20 protein-coding genes are annotated in these 20,759 nt (G+C 47.9%); 15 read left to right on the plus strand and 5 right to left on the minus strand.

From position 1 onward, the window contains the following. Positions 1-445 precede the first annotated feature (445 nt). From glmS to ACMHKJ_RS03830, 7 genes are all read left to right on the plus strand, one after another. The gene (gene glmS / locus ACMHKJ_RS03800) at positions 446-889 is read left to right on the plus strand and encodes a methylaspartate mutase subunit S (protein WP_067424063.1); all 444 of its coding nucleotides are present in this window, start codon (positions 446-448) and stop codon (positions 887-889) included. After that, the gene (gene glmL / locus ACMHKJ_RS03805) at positions 889-2,280 is read left to right on the plus strand and encodes a methylaspartate mutase accessory protein GlmL (RefSeq protein ID WP_413492169.1); all 1,392 of its coding nucleotides are present in this window, start codon (positions 889-891) and stop codon (positions 2,278-2,280) included. The genes glmS and glmL overlap by 1 nt, the downstream gene beginning before the upstream one ends. A 21-nt stretch (positions 2,281-2,301) precedes the next feature. Further along, positions 2,302-3,747 carry a methylaspartate mutase subunit E gene (locus ACMHKJ_RS03810; RefSeq protein ID WP_413492170.1) on the plus strand — a complete coding sequence of 482 codons (1,446 nt, stop codon included), beginning with the start codon at positions 2,302-2,304 and terminating at the stop codon, positions 3,745-3,747. Further along, complete coding sequence (locus ACMHKJ_RS03815) at positions 3,747-4,988, plus strand: methylaspartate ammonia-lyase (RefSeq protein WP_067403519.1); 1,242 nt, start codon at positions 3,747-3,749, stop codon at positions 4,986-4,988. The genes ACMHKJ_RS03810 and ACMHKJ_RS03815 overlap by 1 nt, the downstream gene beginning before the upstream one ends. Positions 4,989-4,997: 9 nt before the next feature. Then, a complete protein-coding gene (locus tag ACMHKJ_RS03820) occupies positions 4,998-6,371 on the plus strand; it encodes an acyclic terpene utilization AtuA family protein (protein ID WP_413492171.1) in 1,374 nt (457 codons plus the stop codon). After that, positions 6,368-6,685 (plus strand): DUF4387 domain-containing protein, encoded by a 318-nt coding sequence (locus ACMHKJ_RS03825; protein ID WP_067368143.1) that lies wholly within the window; start codon positions 6,368-6,370, stop codon positions 6,683-6,685. The genes ACMHKJ_RS03820 and ACMHKJ_RS03825 overlap by 4 nt, the downstream gene beginning before the upstream one ends. Positions 6,686-6,926: 241 nt before the next feature. Then, the gene (locus ACMHKJ_RS03830) at positions 6,927-8,219 is read left to right on the plus strand and encodes a dicarboxylate/amino acid:cation symporter (RefSeq protein WP_413492172.1); all 1,293 of its coding nucleotides are present in this window, start codon (positions 6,927-6,929) and stop codon (positions 8,217-8,219) included. Between the two features lie 119 nt (positions 8,220-8,338). On the opposite strand, the gene nirD is transcribed toward ACMHKJ_RS03830, so the two are convergent. The 5 genes from nirD to ACMHKJ_RS03855 all read right to left on the minus strand — a co-directional run bounded on the left by nirD (position 8,339) and on the right by ACMHKJ_RS03855 (position 14,488). Further along, positions 8,339-8,677, minus strand: coding sequence for a nitrite reductase small subunit NirD (gene nirD, locus ACMHKJ_RS03835; RefSeq protein WP_413492452.1), 339 nt, complete (start codon positions 8,675-8,677; stop codon positions 8,339-8,341). 2 nt (positions 8,678-8,679) lie between these two features. Beyond that, positions 8,680-11,220 (minus strand): nitrite reductase large subunit NirB, encoded by a 2,541-nt coding sequence (gene nirB, locus ACMHKJ_RS03840; protein WP_413492173.1) that lies wholly within the window; start codon positions 11,218-11,220, stop codon positions 8,680-8,682. 219 nt (positions 11,221-11,439) lie between these two features. After that, positions 11,440-12,705 (minus strand): MFS transporter, encoded by a 1,266-nt coding sequence (locus tag ACMHKJ_RS03845; RefSeq protein WP_413492174.1) that lies wholly within the window; start codon positions 12,703-12,705, stop codon positions 11,440-11,442. An 83-nt stretch (positions 12,706-12,788) separates the two neighbouring features. Beyond that, positions 12,789-13,760 carry a sugar phosphate isomerase/epimerase family protein gene (locus ACMHKJ_RS03850; RefSeq protein WP_413492175.1) on the minus strand — a complete coding sequence of 324 codons (972 nt, stop codon included), beginning with the start codon at positions 13,758-13,760 and terminating at the stop codon, positions 12,789-12,791. Between the two features lie 17 nt (positions 13,761-13,777). Continuing rightward, on the minus strand, positions 13,778-14,488 hold the full coding sequence (locus ACMHKJ_RS03855; RefSeq protein WP_413492176.1) for a UTRA domain-containing protein: 711 nt from the start codon (positions 14,486-14,488) through the stop codon (positions 13,778-13,780). A gap of 570 nt (positions 14,489-15,058) precedes the next feature. On the opposite strand from ACMHKJ_RS03855, the gene eutS reads away from it, so the two are divergent. From eutS to ACMHKJ_RS03895, 8 genes are all read left to right on the plus strand, one after another. Then, positions 15,059-15,394, plus strand: a complete 336-nt coding sequence (eutS, locus tag ACMHKJ_RS03860) for an ethanolamine utilization microcompartment protein EutS (protein WP_067368124.1) — start codon at positions 15,059-15,061, stop codon at positions 15,392-15,394. 27 nt (positions 15,395-15,421) lie between these two features. Continuing rightward, positions 15,422-15,868, plus strand: coding sequence for a EutP/PduV family microcompartment system protein (eutP, locus tag ACMHKJ_RS03865; RefSeq protein ID WP_413492177.1), 447 nt, complete (start codon positions 15,422-15,424; stop codon positions 15,866-15,868). Positions 15,869-15,880: 12 nt separating this feature from the next. Continuing rightward, positions 15,881-16,648 carry an ethanolamine utilization acetate kinase EutQ gene (gene eutQ / locus ACMHKJ_RS03870; protein ID WP_413492179.1) on the plus strand — a complete coding sequence of 256 codons (768 nt, stop codon included), beginning with the start codon at positions 15,881-15,883 and terminating at the stop codon, positions 16,646-16,648. Positions 16,649-16,659: 11 nt separating this feature from the next. Next, complete coding sequence (gene eutT / locus ACMHKJ_RS03875) at positions 16,660-17,505, plus strand: ethanolamine utilization cob(I)yrinic acid a,c-diamide adenosyltransferase EutT (protein WP_413492180.1); 846 nt, start codon at positions 16,660-16,662, stop codon at positions 17,503-17,505. Continuing rightward, positions 17,495-18,517 carry a phosphate acetyltransferase gene (gene pta / locus ACMHKJ_RS03880; RefSeq protein ID WP_413492181.1) on the plus strand — a complete coding sequence of 341 codons (1,023 nt, stop codon included), beginning with the start codon at positions 17,495-17,497 and terminating at the stop codon, positions 18,515-18,517. The genes eutT and pta overlap by 11 nt, the downstream gene beginning before the upstream one ends. Positions 18,518-18,555: 38 nt before the next feature. Further along, a complete protein-coding gene (gene eutM, locus ACMHKJ_RS03885; RefSeq protein ID WP_067368103.1) occupies positions 18,556-18,849 on the plus strand; it encodes an ethanolamine utilization microcompartment protein EutM in 294 nt (97 codons plus the stop codon). A gap of 143 nt (positions 18,850-18,992) precedes the next feature. Further along, positions 18,993-19,280 (plus strand): ethanolamine utilization microcompartment protein EutN, encoded by a 288-nt coding sequence (gene eutN / locus ACMHKJ_RS03890; protein WP_067368098.1) that lies wholly within the window; start codon positions 18,993-18,995, stop codon positions 19,278-19,280. A gap of 38 nt (positions 19,281-19,318) precedes the next feature. Next, positions 19,319-20,752, plus strand: coding sequence for an aldehyde dehydrogenase family protein (locus ACMHKJ_RS03895; protein WP_413492183.1), 1,434 nt, complete (start codon positions 19,319-19,321; stop codon positions 20,750-20,752). Positions 20,753-20,759: the final 7 nt, after the last annotated feature.

Raw genomic sequence — 20,759 nt, forward strand, 5'->3', positions numbered from 1 at the left:
ATCAAAATGCATTCATATCAAATATACTGTAAAATATAGTTTAAATGTTAAAATTTAATTGTTGTTTTTATTTGATCCAATAATATAACGATGATCACAAAAACAAGAATGATTTATTATCCATTATATTTAAATAATTGTTAATTAAAGTTTTTATATGTTTATTTTAATGGTATCCATATGATTTTTATCATAAATTTAATGTGATCCGCGTCTTGTTTTGTACCTTACTAAAAACCATTCCGTTTTTGCAAGATATCCTTACTTTATATCAATTGTTTTTAAATCCCCTGGATTGCACATTAGAATCAGTGGAAAGTTAAGGGATTAAATAGGAATGAATACATAATTTGTACTTAGTTATCTTCTTAATTAACGCCAAACGGATTTTATAAAAATTGTATTGACTTTAATTCCGAACATTTAGTCTATTTAGAGGTATATCATGCAGAATCCTACCATTGTTATTGGTGTAATTGGTGCCGATTGCCATGCCGTCGGTAACAAAGTTTTAGATCGCGTTTTCGCGCAACACAATTTCAACGTGATCAATCTTGGTGTCATGGTAAGCCAGGACGAATATATTGATGCTGCCATTGAAACCGGTGCGCAGGCAATTGTTGTTTCTTCTATTTACGGACACGGTGAAGTTGACTGTTTAGGAATGCGCGACCGTTGCATCGAACGTGGTCTGGGTGAAATTCTGCTGTATGTCGGCGGTAACCTGGTTATCGGTAAACAGGCACCGGCTGAAATCGAGAAAAAATTCTCCGCTATGGGCTTTAACCGCGTGTTCTTCCCGAATACTGACCTGGAATTTGTCTGCGATATCATGAAGAAAGATATCGAGAAAAGCCTGTCAGCTAAAAAAGAAGGAATGACCGCGTAATGATCTCTGTCTCTATAGATATCGGTTCTACCTGGACGAAAGGTGCCGTGTTCGACGTGGGCAGTGATGATCATATTGATGTAAAGAATTATGCCCTGACCCCTACGACGACCGACCATCTGGCTGACGGATTTTTTACGGTACTGAATAAAATCCTCAATGTGTCTGATGCACGTCCTTTACTGGAAGCAGGAAAGATAGATATCAGCTATTCCTCTTCTGCAAAAGGCGGGTTAGCGGTAGCGGCACTTGGTCTGGTTCCGACTATAACCCTGGAGTCGGCGAAAGTTACCGCTCACTCAGCGGGTGCAAAAGTGTCACAGCACTTTGCTTATAAACTTAACCGGACTGATATCCGCGCACTCGAACAGACACCTCCGGATATTTTTCTCTTTACCGGCGGGACGGATGGCGGCGATGTCGGGTACGGACTACAGAATGCCAGAATGCTGGCGGAATCTGACCTGAACTGTTCCATCATTTATGCGGGTAACCGCGATATTCAGGATGATGTTGCTGAGATCCTCGGCCATAAAGATCTGACTATCGTAAACAATATTTTACCCAGTCTGGATAGCCCGAATCCGTTCGATGCACGTAAAGCTATCTGTGACATCTTTCTTAAAAAGATTGTTAAGGGCAAGGGACTGGATGTCATCGTTGAACAGACAGGCGAAGAGCCTCGTCCGACACCGTTCTCTGTCTTTGAATTAGTGCAGCAAATACGTGACACCATTCCCGGCTGGGAAGAGTTTGTTCTGATGGATATGGGTGGCGCAACGACGGATGTCTATTCGTCCTGCAACAACAGTTTACTGCCGGATACCATTTTACACGGTATTCCGGAGCCGAAAGTGAAACGGACGGTGGAAGGTGACCTCGGTATGCGGGTGTCAGCAGTCATCGCCGGTGAAGCAGGCCGTGAGCTGGCAGAAGCACAGTTTGTCAACCATCCGGAGCAACTGGACGCGTTTTACCGGTATACCCATTACATCAACGCGCATCCTGATTATTTGCCGCAGACAGACGAAGAACGTGTTTACGACCATCTGTTAGCAGGAATTTGTGTCGCCCTCGGTACAGAGCGCCATGCAGGGACCAAACAACAGGTCACAACATGCGCAGGAACGGTGGATTTACAGATCGGACGTGATTTATCACGCGTTCGTAAAATCATCGGCACCGGCGGCTGGTTATCACGCACGGATGATTTTGCCATTCAACAGTATATGAAGTACCGCAAATTCGATAACAAAGGCCGCCAGATTTTGCTGCCGGACGAATTTGAGTATTACCGGGATTCACAAGGATTATTTCCTCTGTTAGCCAATGTCGCCTGTCGGCATCCGAAAGCAGCAGCTCAGACTGGCGTACAGATTTTGACCAGATAGCGATATTATTGGAGCCATTAAATGGAACTGAAAAATAAAAAGATTGCGATCGATGACTTTATGTCTGAGCGCAAAGACGTTTTAAAGACCTGGGTAACAGGGAAAGATGTAACCAATTTTGAAGATGGCGTGAAATATCAGTCGACTATCTCTGCTGATAAAAACTTTGCGAAAAAATTATTTGAAGCAGACCGCGATGGCATCACATTAAGCCAGCCGCGTGCAGGTGTGGCATTAATCGAAGAGCATATCGAGCTGCTGAAAAAATTACAGGTTGAGTGTGACCTGCTGCCGACAACTATCGATGCGTATACCCGTCTGAACCGCTATGAAGAAGCGGCTGTCGGTATCCAGAAATCAGTTGAAGCCGGTACATCCAAACTGAATGGTCTGCCGGTGGTAAACCACGGTGTGGCAGCCTGCCGTCATATTACTGAATCCCTGGATAAGCCTCTGCAGATCCGTCACGGGACACCGGATGCCCGTCTGCTGTGCGAAATCTCCATGGCGAGTGGTTTCACCAGTTATGAAGGCGGTGGTATCTCTTATAACATCCCTTACGCAAAACGTGTCACCCTGGAAAAATCTATCCGTGACTGGCAGTACTGCGACCGCGTAATTGGTTTATATGAAGAAAATGGTATCCGTATCAACCGTGAGCCATTCGGTCCGTTAACCGGTACGCTGATCCCGCCATTCATTTCTCATACTGTGGCGATTATCGAAGGTCTGGTTGCACTGGAGCAGGGTGTTAAATCTATCACTGTCGGTTACGGTCAGGTCGGTAACTTAGTGCAGGATATCGCGGCAATCCGCTCTCTGCGTGAACTGTCCCACGAATATTTCCGCTCTTACGGCTTCGAAGATTATGAACTGAGTACCGTATTCCATCAGTGGATGGGTGGTTTCCCTGAAGATGAATCCCGCGCAGCGGCAGTTATTTCCTGGGGTGCAGCGGTCGCCGGTATGTCCGGTGCAACTAAAGTTATCACCAAATCTCCGCATGAAGCATTCGGTATCCCGACTGCAGAAGCGAACTGCCAGGGTCTGCGTGCTTCAAACCAGATGCTGAACATGATGCGCGACCAGAAATTCCCGCCTTGTAAAGACGTCGATCTGGAAGTGGAACTGATTAAACGTGAAGTTCACGCTGTCATGAAGAAAGTGCTTGAGCTGGGTAACGGTGACATTGCAGTCGGTGCTGTCCGCGCATTTGAAGCCGGTGTACTGGATATTCCGTTCGCTCCGGCGATGTGTAACTCCGGCAAAATGCTGCCTATCCGCGACAACAACGGCGCAATCCGTGTGTTCGACGCAGGTGCCGTTCCTCTGCCGGCTGATGTACTGACTATGCACCAGGATTTCGTTGCTGAGCGCGCCCGTGTTGAAGGCCGTGAAGCTTCATTCCAGATGATTATTGATGACATTAACGCAGTATCTCACAGTAAATTGGTAGGAAGACCATAATGAAAATTAAACATGCATTGTTCACGGCGGGTAACTCATCTTTCTATTTTGATGATCAGCAGGCGATTAAAGACGGCGCAGGTCACGATGGTTTCGTTTATACCGGTAAGCCGGTAACGCCGGGCTTTACTGCAATTCGTCAGGCAGGTGAGTGCGTATCAGTTCAGTTAGTCCTCGAAAATGGTTCTGTGGCTATCGGTGACTGTGCGGCTGTTCAGTATTCCGGTGCGGGTGGTCGTGACCCGTTATTCCTGGCGGAAAACTTTATTCCGTTCCTGGAAAAACACATCAAACCACTGTTGGAAGGCCGTGATATCAGTGAATTCCGTGCTAACGCCAAGTTCTTCGATGAACTGAAAGTGGAAGGCAAACAACTGCATACTGCTATCCGTTATGGTCTGTCTCAGGCACTGCTGGACGCTGCGGCATTAGCAACTAACCGTGTGAAAGCGGAAGTTGTCTGCGACGAATGGCATCTGCCGGTTGTAGCTGAGCCGATTCCTCTGTTTGGTCAGAGCGGTGATGACCGTTATAACGCTGTTGACAAAATGATCCTCAAACACGTTGATGTGCTGCCGCACGGTCTTATCAATAACGTGGATGAAAAACTGGGTCGTCAGGGTGAGAAACTGCGTGCATACGTTTCATGGCTGGCAGAGCGCATCGTTGAATTACGCACAGAAGACAGCTACAAACCTTCTCTGCACATCGACGTTTACGGCACTATCGGTATCATTTTCGACAAAGATCCAATCCGTTGCGCAGATTATATTGCAAGTCTGCAGGAGCAGGCCGGTGATTTAGAACTGTACATCGAAGGCCCGATTGATGCCGGTAACAAACCAGACCAGATCCGCCTGATGAAAGGCATTATGGATCACCTGAAAAAAATCGGTTCAAAAGTCAAAATTGTTGCTGACGAATGGTGTAACACCTGCCAGGACATCATTGATTTCACTGATGCAAAATGCTGTGACATGGTTCAGATTAAAACCCCTGACCTGGGTTCAGTTCATAATATCGCTGACGCAGTGCTGTATTGCCAGAAGAACGGTATGGAAGCATACCAGGGCGGTACTTGTAACGAAACAGACGTCAGTGCACGTACCTGTGTTCACATCGCTATCGCAACACGTCCGATGCGTATGCTGATCAAGCCGGGTATGGGCTTCGACGAAGGTATGAATATCGTTAACAACGAAATGAACCGCACACTGGCTGTACTGAAAGCAAAAGGGTAAGGAAACATTATGTCTGAGACATTTAAAATTCTGTCTCCCACTGCCATTCTGGGGTACGGATTTCCCGAAGAGAGTTTCATGAAGGCGATGGAAGAATCGCCGGACCTTATCGCCGTTGACGCCGGGTCTTCTGACCCGGGTCCGCACTACCTCGGTTCAGGTAAAGCATTTACCGACCGTGCCGGTGTGAAACGCGATCTGCGTTATATGCTGAAAGCCGGTGTGAAAAATAACATTCCGGTTGTTATCGGGAGTGCAGGTGGTTCCGGCGCGCAGCCGCATCTGGAATGGTGCCGTGAAATCATCCTGGAGCTGGCGAAAGAAGAGAACCTTTCTTTCTCTATGGCGCTTATCCCGGCTGATGTTGATAAGAAAACCGTTCATGAAGCACTGGATGCCGGTAAAATCACACCATTGCATTTCGTGCCTGAACTGACCCACGAAGTTATCGACGAAAGTACGTATATCGTTGCACAAATGGGTATCGAGCCGTTCCAGGAAGCGCTGGCAGCGGGTGCTCAGGTTGTTCTGGCCGGTCGTTCTTATGACCCTTGCTGTTTCGCGGCACTGCCGATTATGAAAGGGTTTGATGAAGGTCTGGCACTGCACTGCGGTAAAATCCTGGAGTGTGCGGCAATCGCCGCAACACCGGGTTCCGGTTCTGACTGTGCGATGGGTATCATCGACAAAACCGGCTTTACCCTGAAAGCGTTCAACCCGCTCCGTAAGTTCACTGATACCTCTGCAGCGGCGCATACCCTGTATGAGAAATCAGATCCGTATACTTTACCGGGTCCCGGCGGTGTGCTGGATCTGAAAGAGTGTAAGTTTGAAGACTTGGGTAACGGACAGGTTCGCGTAACCGGTTCACGCCACGTTGCAACGCCGTACACGGTTAAACTGGAAGCAGCACGTCCGGTTGGTTATCGCACCATCACCATCGCGGGGACACATGATCCAATCATGATCGCCGGAATGGATAAGATTTTGGTTGAAGTGCGTAAGAGTGTTGAGAAAAACCTCAGTATTGACCCTGACAGTGTGAAAATGAATTTCCACCTGTATGGTAAAAACGGTGTGATGGGTGATGCAGAACCAGAAACCGTGACTAAGAGTTATGAACTGGGAATTCTGTTAGATGTTGTTGCACCGACTCAGGAGCAGGCTGACAGTATTTGTTCTCTGGCACGTTCCACCATGCTGCACTACGGATACGACGGTCGTATCGCTACAGCGGGTAACTTAGCCTTCCCATTCTCACCATCGGATATTCGTGCCGGTAAAGTGTATGAGTTCTCCATCTATCACCTGATGGAATATACACCGGACATTAAATTTAAATTCCGGATGGAGAATGTGACACCAGAAGGAGTGACGAAATGAAACAGTCAATTTTAGAATTAGCAAAAGTTGTGCGTTCTAAAAACTCCGGCCCGTATGAAATTGTAATGGATATTTTATTCAAGGATAAAGCAACTTATACCGCGGTAAAGAATTCAAAACAGTTTAATAAAGAAGTCGTGGCTGGTTTATATTGTGTTAAACCTGACTTTATCGATAATATTGTTTGGTTTGACCCGGCTAATGCTGTAAAAATCGTAATGCCGAGACATATTGTTTCTGGTGCTGTCGGTGATACCGATGTTTATGGTGCTCAGCAACATGCGCCTTTGTTAAAACTGGAATTTGATATTTAGTTAATATCAACACTCCATCATCTCTATAGTTCGACAACTCGGTGTGGTGAGAGAGGCGCTTACTCTATCCCTCTCCCCGCATCGATTTCAGAAACAGAAATCGTCATTTTTCTCAGTATGTTGTCTAAATTTATTTAATATTTAAAGTCATGGAAGACCGGGTAAAAATAACTGAAATAAAATTTCAGAGGATATTAAGTGAGTTGAGAATAAATGCGACCCAACACAGAATGGAATTATTATGAAATCGAAGAGTTTAACTACTTGGATAGTCCTTGGTCTTATTATCGGTATCATTGTTGGCTTTAGCTTTAATGAAATGGCCTCGGCTGAATTTACTAAGGTCTATGCAAAAGATATTTCAATTATTACTGATATCTTCTTAAGACTGATTAAAATGATTATCGCACCATTGATTATATCAACACTGGTTGTTGGTATTGCGAAAATGGGTGATGCGAAAACGTTAGGTCGTGTTTTCTCTAAAACATTATTCTTATTTATCTGTGCATCGTTTATCTCAATCCTGTTAGGACTGGTTATTGTTAACCTGTTCCAGCCGGGTGCCGGGATCAACTTTGTGGCAGATACTGCGGTTGCAGTTGAAGGTTTGGTTGAGCCAGTTCCATTCTCGTTCAAAACCTTTATTGCTCATGCTATCCCGACCAGTATCGTTGACGCCATGGCGCGTAACGAAATCCTGCAAATCGTTGTATTCTCAATCTTTATGGGTATCAGCCTTTCCGCTATCGGCGATAAAGGCCTGCCGATTGTGAATGTGCTTGAGTCTCTCGTCAGCCTGATGCTGAAATTAACCGGCTATGTCATGCTGTTCGCACCGCTGACTGTATTTGCCGCAATTTCAGGCATGATCGCAGAGCGTGGTCTGGGTGTTCTGGTCAGTGCCGGTATCTTTATGGGTGAATTCTACTTCACACTGGCGCTGCTGTGGATCATTCTGATTGGTCTGGCGGCCCTGGTTGTCGGTCGTTGTATTTTCCGTCTGACTAAAGGTATCACTGAACCTGCACTGCTGGCATTCACCACATCAAGTTCTGAAGCTGCATTCCCGGGTACCCTGGAAAAACTGGAAGAATTCGGTGTTTCCAACAAAATTGCCAGTTTCGTATTGCCTATCGGTTACTCTTTTAACCTTGTTGGTTCAATGGCTTACTGCTCGTTTGCAGTCATCTTTATCGCCCAGGCATGTAATATCACCTTAACAACAGGTGAGCAGATTACCATGCTGCTGATTCTGATGCTGACATCCAAAGGGATGGCGGGTGTACCACGCGCCTCTCTGGTTGTTATCGCGGCAACACTCAACCAGTTCAACATACCGGAAGCGGGTCTGATATTACTGATGGGTGTGGATCCATTCCTCGACATGGGTCGTTCAGCAACGAACGTGATGAGTAATGCGATTGGTGCTGCAATGGTCGGTCGCTGGGAAGGTGAGCACTACGGTGAAGGCTGCCGTGGTAAGCCAAAGGCTGTCATTGAACCTCCGGTGTCGCAGGCAACCACTGCCTGACCATTGATAGCTCAACATAATGCAGTCAGAGCGGTACGGTAAGACATATCACCTGTACCGCCCGTAAAAGAAATGTGTTGTCAGCGAAACGCAAAAGGACCTCCGCCTTTTGCGTTTTTTTATTGTTGTGGTGCCGTATGAATGCGGATCGCTCCGCCTTCTGTCCGTACGGCAAAATGGGCAACAGAATAGGCGGCATCCTCAAGACACAGACCATCCGTTAAGCGAAAGTGCTGTTTTTTCAGCGGGCTGACAATCCACAATTCATTGTCATGTTCTGCGATTAACCCACGTGACAACACACTGGCTTTTGCAAAGGGATCAATATTGCTTAATGCAAAAATCTGGTCGTCATTGTAAGGGCGGAACAGCGCAACCTGCTCTCCATTTACCAGTGCACAAACGCCGGTTCCCGGCGTGATATCACTTACCTGACATACTGTTATCCAGTGGCTCATCATTACTCCTCCCCGATAAGTGTTACAGCTATCCGTTCTTCAGGACGGGCCGGGCGATGTTGTAAGCGCTCACTGACTATTTGTACATCCGGGTCCGGCAACGGGCTATTAATAAAGTGATTAAAGCGCTGACGTGCATGCAGATTATCCACGGTTTCCTGCCATTCGCAGATGACTTTTTTGCGCAGATGAGTCAGTTCCTGCTCCAGTTGGGTATTCAGCCCGAGTTTGTCGCTGACAATCACATCACGCAGATAATCAATGCCGCCCTCCAGGCTTTCAAGCCAGGTGGATGTCCGGTTCAGTTTATCCGCAGTACGGATATAAAACATCATAAACCGGTCGATATAGCTTATCAGTGTCTCTTTATCGAGATCCGCCATCAGCAGATCGCCGTGACGCGGTTTCATACCGCCGTTACCACAGACATACAGATTCCAGCCTTTGTCCGTGGCAATAATTCCGATATCTTTTCCCTGTGCTTCTGAGCATTCGCGGGTGCAGCCGGAAATACCAAATTTCATTTTATGCGGTGTGCGGATGCCTTTATAGCGGTGTTCGAGTTCAACACCCAGCCCGGTACTGTCCCCGACACCGAAGCGGCACCAGGTTGACCCGACACAGGTTTTTGCCATACGCAGTGCTTTGGCGTAGGCGTGCCCGGTTTCAAACCCGGCAGCAATCAGTTTTTCCCAGATAGCCGGGAGATCCTGTTTATGTGCGCCAAACATAGCCAGACGCTGAGAGCCGGTAATTTTGGTGTATAAATTGTATTCCTGTGCAATGGTACCGACAGCAAGCAAGCCCGCCGGGGTAATTTCTCCGCCCGGTGAGCGGGGGATCACAGAATATGTGCCGTCTTTTTGTATGTTGGCGAGAAAATTATCGTTGGTATCCTGGAGGGAAACCAAATCATCCCGCAGGATATAATCATTCCAGCAGGACGCCAGCAGAGAGCCGATGGTTGGTTTGCATACTTCACAGCCATAACCTTCGCCGTATTTTTTCAGCAGGTCATCAAAGTTCTTTATTTTTTCCACGCGGATCAGGTGATACAGCTCCTGGCGTGAATACGCAAAGTGTTCACAAAGGTGATGATTAACCTCAATACCCAGGTTAGTCAGTTCGGCATTCAGTACCTGTGTTATCAGCGGAACACAGCCACCGCAGCCGGTGCCGGCTTTGGTTTGTGCTTTGATAGCCGCGACGGTCTGGCAGCCGTTTTGAATAGCCTGAATAATGTCACCTTTGGTGATATCAAAGCAGGAGCAAATCTGCGCGCTGTCCGGCAGGGATTCAACACCAATAGCCGGTTTACTGCCTGCATGAGCCGGTAAGATCAATGTATCCGGATTTTCCGGTAGTTCGATACGGTTCAGTGACAATTGCAGCAAAGTACCGTAATCTTCAGTATCACCGACCAGCACCGCTCCCAGCAGATATTTATTGTCCTTACTGACAATAAGACGTTTATACACCTCATTCGCTTCATCCAGATAAATATAGCTGTGGCAACCGTCTTCGTGACCGTGTGTATCCCCGATCCCGCCGACATCCACACCCAGCAGTTTCAGTTTTGCGCTCATATCTGCGCCGGTAAACTGATTATCATTGCCCAGCAGGCTATCAACCGCAACCTGTGCCATTTTATAGCCCGGGGCAACCAGTCCGTAGGTTTTGCCATGCCACGATGCACATTCGCCGATGGCGTAGACATCCGGGTCAGAGGTCTGACACTGGTCATTAATCACCAGACCGCCGCGTTCAGCAACGACCAGCCCGCACTGACGGGCAAGTTTATCCCGCGGGCGGATCCCGGTGGAAAATACGACAAAATCGGCTTCCAGTGATGACCCGTCGGTAAAGTGCAGAATTTTACGACTGTTACCGCTGTCTGAACGGGTGATTTCTGCGGTGTTTTTACGGGTGTGAACGGTCACACCCATCCGCTCAATTTTTTGTTTCAGTTGCTCACCACCCAGTGCATCAAGCTGTTCCGCCATTAACACCGGCGAAAACTCGATTACATGGGTTTCAATACCTAAATTTTTCAGTGCTCCGGCGGCTTCCAGCCCTAATAACCCGCCGCCGATAACCACACCTTTGCGGCTGCGGCGGGCGCAGGCTTCAATAGCATTCAGATCTTCTATCGTCCGGTAGACAAAGCAGTCCTGAGTATCATTGCCTTTGATAGGCGGAACCCACGGGTACGATCCGGTGGCGGTCACTAATTTGTCGTAATGAACGGTGCGTCCGGTATTGGTGTGCAGCACTTTTTCCTGCCGGTTAATGGTGATTACCCGTTCACCGGTCAGTACAGTGATATTGTGCTTTTCATAAAAACCCGGTTTAACGAGGGACAGCTCTTCCGCCGTGTGATGGGAAAAGTAAGAGGAAAGATGCACCCGGTCATAGGCTACGCGCGGCTCTTCACAAAAAACGGTAATATCAAAATACCCGCTTCCGGCTTTATCGGTAAGTTCTTCAATAAAGCGATGCCCCACCATGCCGTTACCGATTATCGCTAACTTGACGTTGCTCATTTAAGCCTCATATTTTGTATGGATTAAGGCTAAAAATACGGCGATCCGGGTTTTTCTCATTGATGTATATCAAATGCAGCTTAATCAATTCAGCTAATGTAAAACAAAGATGTGATTATTTTTTGTCAATACCTCTCAGGTGGTAGGTATGACTCCGGTTTAATGCAGTTATGCCGCTGAATAGTCAGCGGCATAACCGGTACCGGAAAGAGTAAGCGATTACTGTGCAGCTAATTCAGCCCGTGCTTTACGCTTTTTAATATTAATAATTAAAATACCGGAAGCAAAAGCACCACAGAAAGCAAATAATGCCATTAAACCAAAGACGATTTTATAGCCTGTTATGCCCGGGTAGATATCCAGAATATGACCATACAGACTGAAGCAGAACATGGCAGGTGCGTAGCCGATAAAGCTGCCCAGCGCCATGGCAGAGCCGGTATTGGACTCTTTAATATTAGCTTCACCGATAGGTGCAAAGAAAATAGCACGTTGCGTGAAGACGATGGTTCCGAAGCCCAGCGTACACACCATGCCTAAATAAACCGGCATACTTTCATGCGGCAGGAAAATAAAGACAACCAGTACGATCACACTGAGAATAAAGGTATAGAACAGGTATTTGGTTGGTGATTTTAATATTTTATCAGCAATTAACCCACCGATAGGACCACCGACCATTTTCAGACAATATTGATTCAGAATACCGTAAACACCCACTAATGCGATAGGCAGTGCATAAATATTACTCAGGAACGGAATGAAAAAGGTTAATCCGCAATATACCGCGTAGACAAAGAAAATACTCAGGGCGATAAGCCACACGGTGCCGTCTTTTAATACTGCACCCACACCCGGTTTTTTCTCTGTACTTTCTTCTTTGGTTATCTCTTTTGTGACAACGGTTTTGTCATCTTTCAGGAACAGGAAGATAACACCACCAACAAGAATAGCCATGCCGGAATAGAATAAAATGCCCATTTTAAAACCAAGTAAACCACTGCCGAACCAGGTAAATACCGCCAGTGCGGAAAACGCAACAATGGTGTCGATAACACCGCGACCGGTTTCAAAGAAACCAAAAATCCGCCCTTGTTGCGAGCTGTTACCCAGCAAACTGACGGATTTTAATAATACCGGCCAGTTGAGCATGTCACAGGTAACACCAAATAATGCCCAGACAAATAATATTCCCCAATAGCCCGGCATAGTGGATAAATAAATACCCAGTAATCCGGTTGCTATTAATGAAAATGAAATTGTCAGACGGCGGGGCAATTTATCTGAAAAATAGATAGATAAAAAGAAGCCGATGGTAGTGACAACGGAATTTACCGACATCGCATTACCTATCTGACCATTTGTCAGATGAAAGAATTCCTGCATCGGAATATAAAATGCATCTTTAAGTGAAGGCAGTTTATATATCGTACCGCCGCATAAAACTAATAAGCTGAATATTGCCCATCTTTTTTTATCAAGCATAGTGCCTCCAGCCTGAAAAGTAGTTTACTTTTTCAGCCAGTATGAATTGTTATTTTCAGAGTTTTCTGTGTATAGAGCAGGTATTAATTAGAGTATAGAAGAGCCTCAGTTTTAATTTCATTTATTATTTTACGGACATAATTGATTTGATTAATGGCATCCTTTTTTTCCAGGGCTAAACGGGCACTTATTTCATTTTCCGGCAGCGGTGTTTCACTCATCTGACGCCACGGGATCCACGGGTCGGCAACTTCATCTGCAAAACGGAATGCCGGTGCGTAATAATCCACTTCTTCTTCCAGCCCGTAAGAAATAACCTGCGGACGCTCTCCGCCCAGACATATCAATGCCTGCAGCATCTCTTTAAACGGCAGATTTCCCTCGCCGGAGCGGCAGGCTTTATGACCGAAACCCTGTCCTTCTTTCAGGATCACCGCATCTTTGATATGCACCTGAGTGATATGCCCCTGCATGGCAGACAATGCATCCATCGGCAATTCGCAGGCATTGATCATATTACCGAAATCAAATAGCAGAGTAAGTTGCGGGAAACCGGCATTTTTTATCAGCTCAACCAATTCATGGCTTTTTAAATCCTCATGTTGTTCGAGGACAAATGTCAGGCCGCTGTGCTGATAAGTTTCTTTGAGATAGCGCAGGTCGGCGGCAATGGTTTTTAACACCTCTGACAGTAAACCTTCATAACGCGGATAGAAACGGACAGAGCTTGCGCCGGTTTTCAGTGCAATTCTGATAGCGTCATCAAGGGTTTTATTGTCTGACGCACTGGTTTCAATATTAATATCGAGATTATAACGCGTTGCTTTTTCGCCGAACTCTGCCAGTTTTTCATCATTCATGGTGGACAGCGATTGTGTTTCACCATCCAGCACATGTATTTTGACACCCGGCAAATTATGCTCGTGTGCAATATCAAGAAGATCGCCGGGTAGCAGTTTTTCAAAACGCATATTCAGGTGGTAGGCATACGCGTGCAGATACAGCGGCAAATTATCTGCACGTTCAATAATCCGGCGGGCTTCATCTGAAGTCATGGGTATATTTCCTTATCTCAAAGCTCAACAAAAAAATTAACAGATTCAAAACGCCAATATTCGATATCTATCTGAACAATATTATGTGCAGGATCGCAGCGGTATTTTTCGACCCGGATCCCCGGCGAATTGGCGGTACAGCCGATTTCTTTACTGGCCGCTTCAGGCATACGGGCAGGTTTAAATGCCAGGCTTGCCGTGGTGGTGGTGAGGTGGTATTCCTCTTCCCAGATAGCGGCAAAAGAGTGATTATCCAGTTTGTCAGTAAATCCGGGACCGACTGCCGGGTTGATATACGTCTGGTGCCGGAATACTTTATGCCCGTCGAGTGCGCCCCAGCCACAGATACAATAAACCGGCTCTCCTGCCGCAAGCCCCAGTTTTTCAGCTATTTCCGCAGGCGGGTTGGTTATCAGTGATTTATCACTGTATTCCCACGACGGCTCCCGCCCCTGTGCTCTTGCTGCCTGATTAAAACTGGCGGGTGATTTCGGGTTGTAATTAAACCGCGGAAGCGCGGCAAACCAGCCACTGCGGTTTTTGCGGAAAATTTTCCCGTCACTTTCCATGCTCAGTAATGCCTGGCGCAGTGACATCCGGTTAACACCGAGCTGTTCCGTTAGCGTGCGCTCAGCGGGTAATTTATCGCCGGGTGTAATTACGCCGTCTGTAAGCAGTATTTCTAATTTTTCTCTGGCAAGGTCAGCCGCAGTTTGTGAGTTTTTCATATTATTTATTTTTGGTTTAAACCAGATTGATTGTAAGTTACGTCAGTCGCATTGCGCGCGCAAGTGAGGAACCCGGGGATAAGTGTCAATTTGCGAGATACTTCACATTCTGATACTCCCCGGTGACAGGGAAAATAACAGATCAATTCATTATATGGTAAATATTTGCTGTTCATAAACGATACCCTTATTCATTCAAACTGCAGATTTGTTGGCGGAACGACGCTACCCGGGTCACATACTTGCGTATGCTCCCCGTCTATCTTCCCTTGCCGCCTTCCTGCATCCTGAATGACGTTGGGTATAGCGATAATAAGCAACCTGTTGAATTACGTATTTATATGTAAGTGATAATATGTATTTTCGTTATTTCCTGCCGATTTATCTTTTTTGTCACAATACGATCATGATGAAACCTCACTATTTCCCCTCCGTGATCTCTGCCTGTTACAAATTAACATTTCTGTCAATTAGTGATCTGTTTCAACTTTTGGGCGTGCTTGCCGATTTTTGTTATCCCCTTTTTAAGAGTATGACTAGGATTGAATTAATTCTTATGAGGAGAGTGCGATGGAAAAGGAACGTATCATCCAGGAATTTGTTCCCGGTAAACAGGTAACCCTGGCGCATCTGATTGCGCATCCCAGCCCGGATCTGGCTAAAAAAATCGGGGTTCCCGGTGCCGAAGCCATCGGCATTATGACACTGACGCCCGGCGAAACCGCCATGATTGCCGGCGATATTGCCACTAAAGCCGCTGGTGTTGAAATCGGTTTTCTTGACCGTTTTACCGGTGCGCTGGTGATTTACGGCTCAACCGGGGCGGTAGAAGAAGCCTTGATTCAGACTGTACGCGGACTGAGCCAACTCCTCAAATACGCTATTTGTGATATCACCCGCAGCTAGCCGGGTGCAGTTAAGGATGCCGTCTGAATGAAACGAATTGTGTTTGTGGGTGATGTGGGAGCAGGAAAAACGACATTATTCAATGCGTTGCAGGGTGATTTTGAACTGGCACGTAAAACACAGGCGATTGAATTCAATGAAGAAGGTCGTGTTGATACACCGGGTGAATATTTCAGCCATCCCCGCCTCTACCATGCATTGATTAATACGCTGGCAGACTGTGATGTTCTGATCTACGTCCACGCAGCAAACAATCCGGAGTGCCGTATTCCGTCCGGATTACTGGACATCTACTCTCACATGCGTCGTTTTGCCGTGATAAGCAAAATTGATGCAGCCGATGCAGATGTGCCGGCAACCCGTGAACTTCTGGCCTCACGCGGCTTTGAAGAACCGATGTTTGCTATCAACAGCCTGAATCCTGACGACATTCTGCCAGTGAAACAGTTTTTGGCCTCACTCGACAGCCAATAAGAGGAATATCCGATGAAGAAATTAATTACGGCCAATGACATCCGGGATGCACACGCAGCGGGCAAAACCCGTCTCGATGTTGTGCTAAAAGGTAGCATTATTACCCCGGAAGCCCATGTTGTGGCTGAACAATTGGGCTTTGCCATTTGCGAAGTGGCGACTGCACAAAATACCGCGCTGACAGCAGCGCCGGTTGCAGCAACCGCCGGAACAGAACCCAATATTTCATCCGCAGAGCGGCAGAAAATCCGCGAATGCATCATTGCACAACTGCCTGCCGGTAATGTGACTGAAACCCTGATCGCCCAGTTGGTTGATAAAGTGGTTCAGGAGCGTATGGCGCAGATCAAAGCAAAAGTGGCGGCATTTAAACCGGCCGCTGCTGAGAACACCGATACCCCGAATACCCAGAGCTACCGCAGTGTTACCGGCAAAGGCGGCATTAAAGTTGTCGACAGCAGTTCGGTAAAATTCGGTAATTTTGATGGTGCCGGTCCGCACCGTGTCGGGATTGCTGATTTGATAACTGCGCAGGATAACAGCAGCATGGCTGCCGGCTTTATGCAGTGGGACAAAGGTTTCTTCCCGTGGACACTGAATTACGATGAAGTGGATCTGGTATTGGAAGGTGAGCTGCATGTGCGCCATGAAGGCGAAACTATGATAGCGAAAGCCGGTGACGTGATGTTTATTCCGAAAGGCTCTGCTATTGAGTTCGGAACAACTTCCACTGTCCGTTTCCTCTATGTGGCCTGGCCGGCTAACTGGCAGGAGTGCTGAGGAGTATCGCCATGACCTTTATCACTGAAGACTGGCTGCGCGACAACTTTACCCTGAGTGAAGGCAGTGAAATTCATCTGCCTGCGGACAGCCGCATGACGCCGTCCGCCCGTGAATTGATTGAAGGCCGCCGTTTACAGGTGAAATTTCAGGATAAACAAGGTCGTCTGTTTGTGGAAAAACCGGATGCGTCCGGTAAAACCGAAACGGTCGTCCCTGATCTGAAAGCAGTACACGGATTAACCAGTAAAGATAAAGCGGATGTTGCAGCCTGCGAGCTGTGCCATCAGCCGGTGGCGAAAAAGCCTGATACCCTGACGCATCTGAATGGTCACACCATGGTTGCTAAAAATGATCCGCGTCTGGCATTTCGCGCCGCGCTGGATGCAACCATTGCAGAAGCGGTCTGGTTACAGACTGAATTTGCCCAGACGCCGCTGAAAGGCTGGCTGGCAGATATCCGATCTGTTCTCGGCAATATTATGCGTGCCGATGCACTGAACGAGCCGTTAGACGACCAGCGTATTGCAGACCTGAGTGCGGATGAGCTGCATAAGCTCTCTCATAACCCGCTGAAATACCTGGGTCACGACCATATTGTTCCGGATGTGAGCCACGGGCGTGATTCCGCAATACTGAATCTGCTGCGCACCAAAGTCCGTGAAACAGAAGTCAGTGCCGCGCGTATTTATATCGATTGTTATTTTCAGGTTATCCGTCCGGACATTATGCAGGCGCTCAACCGCCTTTCAAGTGCGGTCTATGTCCTGATGGTGATGGTGGTCCGCGAAGGCGGTTTTATGACCACACAAGCCCTGAAACAGGCGCTGACCAAAGGAGAAACACATGCTCATTGAACGATGTCGTCAACAGGCAAAACGGAACCCGCCACGGGTGGTTCTGCCGGATGCACTGGATGAGCGGGTTATCCACGCGGCGCGTTACCTGAAACAAAATGGTCTGGCTGAGCCGGTTCTGCTGGCAAACCCGTTTGCACTGCGTGACTTTTCACTGCGCACGGGTGTCATTATGGACGGACTGACCACGATTGACCCGGATAATGCTGATGAATGGCGGGCAGAATTTGCCTCTGCGATCACTGAACGTCTCGGCGAAAAAGCGCCGGAAGATGCGGATAAAGCCATGCGCCAGCCGCTCTGGTTTGCCGCAGCAATGGTTGCTGCCGGAAAAGCGGATCTGTGTGTGGCGGGGAATATCTCGTCAACGGCCGCCGTACTGCGTGCCGGACTGAAAGTGATTGGTCTGAAGCCCGGTGTTAAAACATTATCCTCTATTTTCATCATGTTGCCGCCGGGAACGGAAGGCAATGTACTCGGTTTTGCAGATTGCAGTGTCGTACCTCAACCCACTTCAGCACAACTGGCGGATATCGCGCTGAGCAGTGCTGAAACCTTCACCGCAATCACCGGCGAAACCGCGCGCGTCGCAATGTTATCGTTTTCATCCGCAGGCAGTGCCAAACACCCGAACGTGGCAATGGTGCAACAGGCAGTAGAAATGATCCACGCACGCGCACCGCAGTTAAAGGTGGATGGCGAATTGCAGTTTGATGCGGCGTTTGTGCCGGATGTTGCTGCAAAAAAAGCGCCAGACAGTGAGTTAAAAGGCCGCGCAAATGTCATGGTCTTTCCGTCACTGGAAGCCGGTAATATCGGTTATAAAATTGCCCAGCGTCTTGGCGGTTACCGGGCTCTCGGCCCGCTGATTCAGGGATTAAACGCACCGGTACATGATTTATCACGCGGCTGTAATGCCCGCGACATCATTGAACTGGTGCTGGTAGCACAAACACAGTTAGCTCAGGCAGAACAACCTGTTCTCCGCCCTGAAGCAGAAAACGTTATTTAAACCGGTCCCTGATGGGATCTCAATGAGAGGAAGATATCATGGAAGCATTAGGACTGATCGAAACTAAGGGTCTGGTTGCATTAATCGAAGCATCTGACGCGATGGTCAAAGCAGCACGCGTTAAATTAGTCGGCGTTAAACAAATCGGCGGCGGTCTGGTAACTGCTATGGTGCGCGGTGACGTTGCAGCATGTAAAGCAGCTACTGACGCAGGTGCAGCAGCAGCTCAGCGTATCGGTGAACTGGTTTCTGTACACGTTATTCCGCGTCCGCACGGTGACCTGGAAGAAGTGTTTCCTATCAAAATGTCCAGCGATCAATCTATCGATTAATTGTTGTTAGCGTGGCGTTGATCTGACGCCACGCTTATTTAATCTCCCCGGTTTTTTTGCTGTCACTCAGACGGCAGGGGATTTTTTTACCTGAAATCCGTAGCCGGCTGTATTCAGGCTGCTGAAATATAAAGGAGGTGAACATGAAACTCGCTGTTGTTATCGGACAGATCGTGTGCACCGTGCGTCATCCCGGATTGGATCACGACAAATTACTGCTGGTGGAAATGATTGACCGCCAGGGAAATCCAAACGGTGAGGTGGCCGTCGCAACCGACAGTATCGGTGCGGGTAATGGTGAATGGGTGCTGATCGTCAGCGGAAGCTCGGCGCGGCGTGCCCAGAACAAAGAAGCATCACCGGTTGATCTCAGTATCATCGGCATTGTGGACGAGGCCGTTATGGAAAGTCAGGTGATTTTTCATAAATAAATCGCCGCAACGAGTCACAGAAAGAGGCGTGGGTGAATATGGATCAGAAAGAAATTGAAAATGTGGTCAAAGCAGTTCTGGCCAGCATGAGTGCAGGCGCACAACCGGCTGCATCAGCAGCACCACAGCAGGCGTCAGCCTCACAGAATAATGGCTCCGGGGTTTTCGACTCATTAGATGACGCCGTACTTGCCGCAAAAGAAGCACAAAAATCATTAAAAACTGTCGAAATGCGCAAACGCTGCATCGATGCTATCCGTCATGCCGCCGCAGAACATGCACGCGAACTGGCTGTTATGGCAGTTGAAGAAACCGGCATGGGCCGCGTGGAAGACAAACTGGCAAAAAACCTGGCACAGGCAAGCGGTACGCCGGGTGTTGAGTGTCTGCGTCCGGAAGTCTTAACCGGCGACCGTGGTTTGACCCTGATTGAAAATGCACCGTGGGGCGTCATTGCCTCTGTTACGCCGTCAACTAACCCGGCGGCAACCGCAATCAATAATGCGATCAGTATGATCGCGGGCGGTAACAGTGTGGTCTTCGCACCGCATCCGGCAGCAAAAAAAGTATCACAGCGCACTATTACTGTTCTGAATCAGGCGATTGTCGCCGCAGGTGGTCCGAACAACCTGCTGGTTACTGTTGCAAATCCGGACATTGAAACCGCGCAGCGTTTATTCAAATACCCGGGGATTGGTCTGTTAGTCGTGACCGGCGGTGATGCAGTTGTTGAATCTGCCCGTAAACACACTAACAAACGTCTGATCGCAGCCGGTGCCGGTAACCCGCCGGTTGTTGTTGATGAAACGGCTGATATTGAACGTGCGGCAAAAGCTATCGTTCATGGCGCGTCATTTGATAACAACATCATCTGTGCTGATGAAAAAGTACTGATCGCGGTTGACAGTATCGCCGACAAACTGGTCACAGAAATGCAGCGTAATCACGCGGTATTACTGACCCGTGAGCAGAGCGAGAAACTTATCCCTGTTCTGCTGAAAAATGTGGATGAGAACGGACACGGCACTGTAAGCCGTGACTGGGTCGGTCGTGATGCAGCGAAAATTGCTGCTGCTATCGGCATGACAGTTCCTGCTGATACCCGTTTGTTGATCGCAGAAACGGATTGCAAACATCCGTTTGCCGTCACTGAGCTGATGATGCCGGTTCTGCCGATTATCCGTGTGAAAAATGTGGATCAGGCAATCGATCTGGCGGTGAAACTGGAAGGCGGCTGCCACCATACAGCAGCAATGCATTCCAATAACATCAGTAACCTGAACCGCATGGCAAATGCCATCGATACCAGTATTTTCGTGAAAAACGGACCGTGTATTGCGGGACTGGGTCTGGGCGGTGAAGGCTGGACAACCATGACGATCACCACACCAACCGGTGAAGGTGTGACTTGTGCGCGGACTTTCGTTCGTCTGCGCCGCTGCACCATGGTGGATTCATTCCGCATCGTGTAAGCCACTG

It is taken from the genome of Morganella psychrotolerans, from assembly GCF_965118875.1.
Classification (GTDB): Bacteria; Pseudomonadota; Gammaproteobacteria; order Enterobacterales; family Enterobacteriaceae; genus Morganella; species Morganella psychrotolerans_C.